Here is a 6,908-nt window from a genome sequence, read left to right on the forward strand (position 1 = left end):
CGGTTGCCAGGTGGTGCCGATACCAGGATCAGCACGCTCTGGTACCCGTCTCGCGGTGCGGGGATCGTCGGCCGGGTGAGTGAACACATGACAGCCACCACCCCGACCGCGCCTCCGTCCGCCCGCCCCGGAACCGCACCGCCTCCGCCCGCCCGCCCCGAGGCCGCACCATCTCCGTCCGCCCGCCCCGGGGCCACACCGCCTCCGTCCGCCGGGCCCGAGGCCGCCCGGCCTCCGTCCGCCCGCCCCGGAACCGCACCGTTTCCGCGCTCCCGGGCCGAGGTGCGCCCCCGGGTGCTCCGGCCCGGCGGCACACCGGCCGGCCCGGGCAGTGGTGACCGTCCCGGCAGCAGCAGCGCCAGCGACAGCAGCGGCGGCGACAGCAGCGGTCACGGCGGCGGCCCGGCGCTGTCCGCCGCCGGGCTGGTCACCGTGCTGCTCGGTGCCGCCCTGCCGCTGATCGACTTCTTCATCGTCAACATCGCCCTGCCCGCCGTCGACCGCGACCTGCACGCGGGCCCCGCGCTGCTGGAGCTGGTGGTGGCGGGCTACGGGGTCGCCTACGCCGTGCTTCTGGTGCTCGGCGGCCGGCTCGGTGACACGTACGGGCGGCGCCGGCTGTTCCTCACCGGGACGGTTGCCTTCGGCCTGGCCTCGCTGGCCTGCGGACTGGCGCCGGACGCCCGGACCCTGGTGGCCGCCCGGATCGTGCAGGGCGCCGCCGCCGCGCTGATGCTGCCGCAGGTGCTGGCGACGATCCACGCGGGCACCGCCGGCAGGCGCCGGGCACGGGCGCTCGGGCTGTACGGGGCGACGGGCGGACTGGCGATGATCGTCGGGCAGTTGCTCGGCGGGGTGCTGGTGGCGGCGGATGTGGCGGGCACCGGCTGGCGGTCGGTGTTCCTGGTCAACGTCCCGGTGGTGCTCGTCGGCCTGGTGCTCGCCGTCCGCACCGTCCCCGAGTCCCGGGCCGAGCGGCCCGCCCCCGTCGACGTACCGGGGACGCTGCTGCTGGCGCTGGCCCTGGTCGCCCTGCTGGTGCCGCTCACCGAGGGGCGGGCCGCCGGGTGGCCGCTGTGGACCTGGCCGGTGCTGGCGGCCGCCCCGCTCGCGGCGGCCGCGTTCCTCGCGGTCGAGCGGCGGGCCGAGCGGCGGGGCCGGGAACCGCTGCTGCCGCCGAGCCTGTTCGCGCTGCCCGGACTGCGCCGCGGCCTGGGGCTGGTGCTGCCGCTCTCGATCGGCTTCGGCGGGTTCATGTTCGTGCTGGCCGTGGCGTTCCAGCAGGGCCTGCGGTACGGCCCGGTCGAGGCGGGGGCGGCGCTGGCCCCGGCGGCGCTGACGTTCTTCGCCGCCTCGCTGGCCGGGCCGCGGCTGGTCGGCCGGTACGGCAGCCGGGTCGTGACCGCGGGCGCCCTGACCCAGGGGGCGGGCCTGGCGCTGCTGCTGACGACCGTGGTGCGGGACTGGCCGCACATCGGCTTCACGGCGCTGCTGCCCGGCACGATGGTGATCGGGTTCGGGCAGGGGCTGCAACTGCCGGTGCTGTTCCGCATCGTGCTGGGCGACGTGCCGCCGGAGCGGGCCGGGGTGGGCAGCGGCGTGCTGATCACCACCCAGCAGGCCGCCCTCACCCTGGGGGTGGCGACGCTCGGCTCCCTCTTCCTCTCGCTGGCGGGGCCGCTGGGGATGCGGGACGCGCTGGCGGTCACGCTCTCCGTACAGCTGACGCTGGTGGCGGGCACCTGTCTGCTGAGCCTGCGGTTGCCGCGGACCGTGGGCTGACCGGCGCGGGCGGAACCGCCGCTGCCCGGTGCCCCGCGCGAAGCGGGCACCGGGCAGCGGCGGTCGGTCGTCCGGGGCGGGCCCGGGGCGGGTCAGCAGCCGATCAGCCGGCCGCCCAGGTAGGACTGGATCTGGTCCAGCGACACGCGCTCCTGCTTCATGGTGTCGCGCTCGCGCACGGTCACGGCGTTGTCGTCGAGGGTGTCGAAGTCGACGGTCACGCAGAACGGGGTGCCGATCTCGTCCTGGCGGCGGTAGCGGCGGCCGATGGCGCCCGCGTCGTCGAACTCGATGTTCCAGTGCTTGCGCAGGTCGGCGGCGAGGCCCTTGGCCTTCGGCGACAGCTCCGGGTTGCGGGACAGCGGCAGCACGGCGGCCTTGACCGGCGCGAGCCGCGGGTCGAGCCGCATGACGGTCCGCTTCTCCAGTTTGCCCTTGGCGTTGGGCGCCTCGTCCTCGAGGTAGGCGTCGAGCATGAAGGCCAGCATGGCGCGGTTGAGCCCGGCCGCCGGCTCGATGACGTACGGCGTCCAGCGCTCGCCGGCCTCCTGGTCGAAGTACGACAGGTCCTGGCCGGAGGCCTTGGAGTGCGCGGAGAGGTCGAAGTCGGTGCGGTTGGCGACGCCTTCGAGCTCGGAGAACTCACTGCCGCCGAAGTTGAAGCGGTACTCGATGTCGGCGGTGCGCTTGGAGTAGTGGGAGAGCTTCTCCTGCGGGTGGTCGTACCAGCGGATGTTCTCCTCCTGGATACCGAGGTCCCGGTACCAGTTCCAGCGCTGCTCCATCCAGTACTCGTGCCAGGTCTCGTCCTCGCCGGGCTTGACGAAGAACTCCATCTCCATCTGCTCGAACTCGCGGGTGCGGAAGATGAAGTTGCCGGGGGTGATCTCGTTCCGGAAGGACTTGCCGATCTGCGCGATGCCGAACGGCGGCTTCTTCCGCGAGGTCTGCTGGACGGCGGCGAAGTTGGTGAAGATGCCCTGAGCGGTCTCGGGCCGCAGGTAGGCGACGGAGCCGGAGTCCTGGGTCGGGCCGAGGTGCGTGGCGAGCAGGCCGGAGAACTGCTTGGGCTCGGTGAAGCCGCCCTTGTTGCCGCAGTGCGGGCAGTTCAGGTCGGCGAGGCCGTTCTCCGGGGGCCGGCCGTGCTTGGCCTCGTACGCCTCCTCCAGGTGGTCCGCGCGGAACCGCTTGTGGCAGGAGGTGCACTCGGTCAGCGGGTCGGTGAAGGTGGCGACGTGGCCGGAGGCCTCCCAGACCTCGCGGGCGAGGATCACCGACGAGTCGAGACCGACCACGTCGTCGCGCGAGGTGACCATGGAGCGCCACCACTGGCGCTTGATGTTCTCCTTGAGCTCCACACCGAGCGGCCCGTAGTCCCAGGCGGCGCGCTGACCGCCGTAGATCTCACTGCACGGGTAGACGAAGCCACGGCGCTTGCTCAGGCTGACGATGGTGTCGATCTTGTCGGCGGCCACGGTGCTCTCTTCATACGACGACGAAACGGACAGGGGCGGCGCGCGGCGCCTCCGTGCGGGGTGGCGGTCGGGAGACGGGCGGGCGAATTGCCTCAGGCTACCGGCGGCCGGTACCCGCGGACCAATTGGTACCCGCGATGGGGGCAGGTCCGGGCTTTGTTGACAACCGTTTCCAGTTTAGTTGAAAATGACTGTCATGAACGTACGCCGCAGCCGCTCCGCAGACCGCCGCTCCCCCTCCCGGATATCCCGCCCGGACCGGCCACACCGGTCCGGGCGCATACGCGCTGCGGCCGCGGCTGCCGGGACCGCGGCGCTCATCGCGCCGCTCGCGGCCTGCTCCACCGGCGCCTCGGGCGCCGGTGACGGCAAGGTGGACGTGGTGGCCTCCTTCTACCCGATGGAGTTCCTGGCCGAGAGGATAGGCGGCGAGCACGTCTCCGTCACCGCGCTCACCGAGCCCGGCGTCGAGCCGCACGACCTGGAGATCACCCCGCAGCAGACCGGGGCGCTCGGCGAGGCCGACGTGGCCTTCTATCTGAAGGGCCTCCAGCCCGCCGTCGACGAGGCCGTCGAGCAGTCCGGCGTGGGCACCGCCGTCGACGCCGCGACCCTCACCGGCGCGGAGAGCCACGGGGCCGGCGAGAACCACGAGCACGAGCACGCCGAGGAGCACTCCGGCGAGCACGGCCACGCCGAGGAGCAGGGCCACGCCGAGGAGCACGGGCACGCCGAAGAACACTCCGCGGAGCACTCCGAGGAGCACAGCGCCTCCCCCGACGAGCACGGGCGCGCCGCCGACGACGGCCACCACCACGAGGGCGGCGACCCGCACCTCTGGCTCGACCCCGTCGCGTACGCCGAGATCGCCGAGGGATTCGGCAAGGCCCTCGAGAAGGCCGACCCCGACCACGCCGCCGACTACGCGAAGAACACCGAAACCCTGGTGGGACAGCTGAAGAAGCTGGACCAGGACTTCGAGAAGGGCCTGCGGGACCGCAGCACCGACACGTTCATCACCACGCACGCCGCCTTCGGGCACCTCGCCGAGCGCTACGGCCTGCGCCAGGAAGCCGTCAACGGCGTCAGCCCCGAGGCGGACCCCAGCCCCGCGCGGATCAAGGAACTGCACGAGATCGCGGAGCAGGAGAAGGTCTCGACCGTCTTCTTCGAGACGCTCGTCAGCGACGCCACCGCCAAGACCCTGGCCGCCGACACCGGTCTGAAGACCGATGTGCTCGATCCCCTGGAGGGCATCACCGAGAAGTCGGCCGGGAAGAACTACCTCGAGGTCATGCGGGCCAATCTGTCGGCCCTGCGCGAGGCCCTCGGCGCGGCATGACCCCCGGCACCACCCCCCGGCCGCCGCGTCCGTCCGCCGGCGCCCCGCTCCCCCACCGCCCCGGAAGGCAGCCCATGGCCGCAGAGCCCGTTGTTTCCCTGCGCGAGGCGACCGCCTCGCTCGGCGCCCGTGCCGTGCTGCGCGGGGTCGGCCTGACCGTCGGCCGCGGCGAGGTCGTCGCGCTGCTCGGCGCCAACGGCTCGGGCAAGTCCACCACCGTGCGGGCCGTGGTCGGCCAGGTACCGCTGACCGGCGGCTCCCTGGAGCTGTTCGGCACCCCGCTGCGCCGGTTCCGCGACTGGTCCCGCGTCGGCTACGTGCCGCAGCGCTCCGGCGCCACCGGCGGGGTGCCCGCGACCGTGCGCGAGGTCGTCGCCTCGGGGCGGCTGTCGCGCACCGGACTGGGCCGCGCCCGCAAGGCCGACCGGGCCGCCGTCGACCGCGCCCTGGAGCTGACCGGGCTGGCGGGCCGCGCCCGGGACTCGGTCGAGGCGCTGTCCGGGGGCCAGCAGCAGCGGGTGCTCATCTCCCGGGCGCTGGCCGCCGAGCCGGAACTGCTGATCATGGACGAGCCGATGGCGGGCGTGGACACCGGCCACCAGCGCGTCCTCGCCGACACGCTGCGCGAGCAGGTCGCGGACGGCGTCTCCGTACTGCTGGTGCTGCACGAACTGGGCCCGCTGGAGCCGCTGATCGACCGGACCGTCGTCCTCCGCGACGGCCTCGTCGTGTACGACGGCCCGCCGCCCGGCCAGGACGGCGGAGACGGCCACGGCTCCAACGACGGCTGCCACCCGCACGACACCACCCCCGACACGACGATCCGGACCGGGCTGCTGACCTGATGGAACTCCTGACCTTCCCCTTCATGCAGCGGGCCCTGATCGCCGCCGCCCTCGTCGGCATCACGGCGCCCGCGATCGGCATCTACCTGGTCCAGCGCCGCCAGGCGATCATGGGCGACGGCATCGGGCACGTCGCGATGACCGGTGTCGCCCTCGGCTTCCTGCTCCAGACCGGGCCGATCTGGACGGCCACCGTCGTCGCCGTGCTGGGCGCGGTCGGCATGGAGCTGATCCGCTCGCGCGGCAGGACCAGCGGCGACGTCGCCCTGGCCCTGTTGTTCTACGGCGGCATGGCCGGCGGCGTCATGATCATCAACCTGGCCGAGGGCGGCTCGACGGCCAATCTCTCCAGCTATCTCTTCGGCTCCATCACCACCGTCGCCGACGGGGACGTCGTGGCCGTCTGCCTGCTGGCCGCCTTCGTGGTCTCCGTGACCCTGGGGCTGCGCCGCCAGCTGTTCGCGGTCTGCCAGGACGAGGAGTTCGCCCGTGTCGCCGGGCTGCCCGTACGACTGCTGAACCTGCTGCTCGCGGTCACCGCCGCCGTCACCGTCACCGTCGCCATGCGGATCGTCGGCCTGCTGCTCGTCAGCGCGATGATGGTCATCCCGGTCGCCGCCGCCCAGCGGGTCACCCGCGGGTTCGCCGCCACGCTGGCGCTCGCCGTCGGCATCGGCGTCACCGTGTGCCTGGCCGGCACCGTGACCACGTACTACGTCGACGCCCCGTCCGGCGCCGCGATCGTGCTGCTCGCCATCGCCGTCTTCCTCGTCCTCGCGGCCGCCGCCGCGCCCCTGGCCCGGTCACGCGCCCGGAGAGCGGCGGCCGAGACGGACCCGGGCGGCCCGAAGGTGCCGGCCGGCCGGCGCGCGAGCGACGGCCTGACCGTGTGAACCGCCCGCGCCGGACGCGCGGACTGGCACAATGGCCAGTCGTACGTGAGGCGGGGCGACGATGAGGAGGCAACAGTGGCTACCGCTGGGAGCAACGGGACGGCCGCGGCCCCGGTGCGCGGCCGGTCCACCCGGCAGCGCGCGGCAGTGGCGGCGGCCCTGAACGACGTCGAGGAGTTCCGCAGCGCGCAGGAACTGCACGACATGCTCAAGCACCGCGGTGACTCGGTCGGCCTGACCACGGTCTACCGCACGCTCCAGTCCCTCGCCGACGCCGGTGAGGTCGACGTGCTCCGCACGGACGAGGGCGAGGCGGTCTACCGCCGGTGCAGCACCGACGACCACCACCACCACCTGGTCTGCCGCGGCTGCGGCAAGGCCGTCGAGGTGGAGGGTCCCGCCGTCGAGAAGTGGGCCGACCAGATCGCCGACGAGCACGGTTTCGTCGACGTCGCCCACACCATCGAGATCTTCGGCACCTGCGGCGACTGCGCGCGGGCGGCCGGCGCTCCGGCCGGCGGCTGACGGCCCGGCCCGGCAACGGGCACACCTCCGCGCGGGCCCCGGCAGC

At 73.5% G+C, this 6,908-nt stretch carries 6 protein-coding genes; 5 read left to right on the forward strand and 1 reads right to left on the reverse strand.

The window, feature by feature from the left end:
• Positions 1–408 precede the first annotated feature (408 nt).
• Positions 409–1,782 carry an MFS transporter gene (locus GCU69_RS30895; RefSeq protein ID WP_235978817.1) on the forward strand — a complete coding sequence of 458 codons (1,374 nt, stop codon included), beginning with the start codon at positions 409–411 and terminating at the stop codon, positions 1,780–1,782.
• Between the two features lie 92 nt (positions 1,783–1,874).
• Here GCU69_RS30895 and GCU69_RS30900 read toward each other — a convergent pair whose 3' ends face one another.
• Entirely contained in the window at positions 1,875–3,257 is a 1,383-nt protein-coding gene (locus GCU69_RS30900; protein ID WP_098751814.1) for a glycine--tRNA ligase, read from the reverse strand.
• A gap of 187 nt (positions 3,258–3,444) precedes the next feature.
• On the opposite strand from GCU69_RS30900, the gene GCU69_RS30905 reads away from it, so the two are divergent.
• The 4 genes from GCU69_RS30905 (at position 3,445) to GCU69_RS30920 (ending at position 6,862) form a co-directional block, all read left to right on the forward strand.
• Positions 3,445–4,599 carry a metal ABC transporter substrate-binding protein gene (locus GCU69_RS30905; protein ID WP_170315982.1) on the forward strand — a complete coding sequence of 385 codons (1,155 nt, stop codon included), beginning with the start codon at positions 3,445–3,447 and terminating at the stop codon, positions 4,597–4,599.
• 74 nt (positions 4,600–4,673) lie between these two features.
• Complete coding sequence (locus GCU69_RS30910) at positions 4,674–5,444, forward strand: metal ABC transporter ATP-binding protein (RefSeq protein WP_235978816.1); 771 nt, start codon at positions 4,674–4,676, stop codon at positions 5,442–5,444.
• Entirely contained in the window at positions 5,444–6,337 is an 894-nt protein-coding gene (locus tag GCU69_RS30915; RefSeq protein WP_156207856.1) for a metal ABC transporter permease, read from the forward strand. Before GCU69_RS30910 ends, GCU69_RS30915 begins: the two co-directional genes overlap by 1 nt.
• 75 nt (positions 6,338–6,412) lie before the next feature.
• On the forward strand, positions 6,413–6,862 hold the full coding sequence (locus tag GCU69_RS30920; protein WP_156207857.1) for a Fur family transcriptional regulator: 450 nt from the start codon (positions 6,413–6,415) through the stop codon (positions 6,860–6,862).
• The last annotated feature ends 46 nt before the right edge of the window (positions 6,863–6,908 follow it).

This window comes from Streptomyces lycii, assembly GCF_009735685.1.
Taxonomy (GTDB): domain Bacteria; phylum Actinomycetota; class Actinomycetes; order Streptomycetales; family Streptomycetaceae; genus Streptomyces; species Streptomyces lycii.

What these genes read in the sequence shown, in the direction of transcription:
- GCU69_RS30905 (WP_170315982.1), top strand. Translation starts at nt 3,445, where the DNA reads ATGACTGTCATGAACGTACGCCGCAGCCGCTCCGCAGACCGCCGCTCC.
- GCU69_RS30910 (WP_235978816.1), top strand. Translation starts at nt 4,674, where the DNA reads ATGGCCGCAGAGCCCGTTGTTTCCCTGCGCGAGGCGACCGCCTCGCTC.
- GCU69_RS30915 (WP_156207856.1), top strand. Translation starts at nt 5,444, where the DNA reads ATGGAACTCCTGACCTTCCCCTTCATGCAGCGGGCCCTGATCGCCGCC.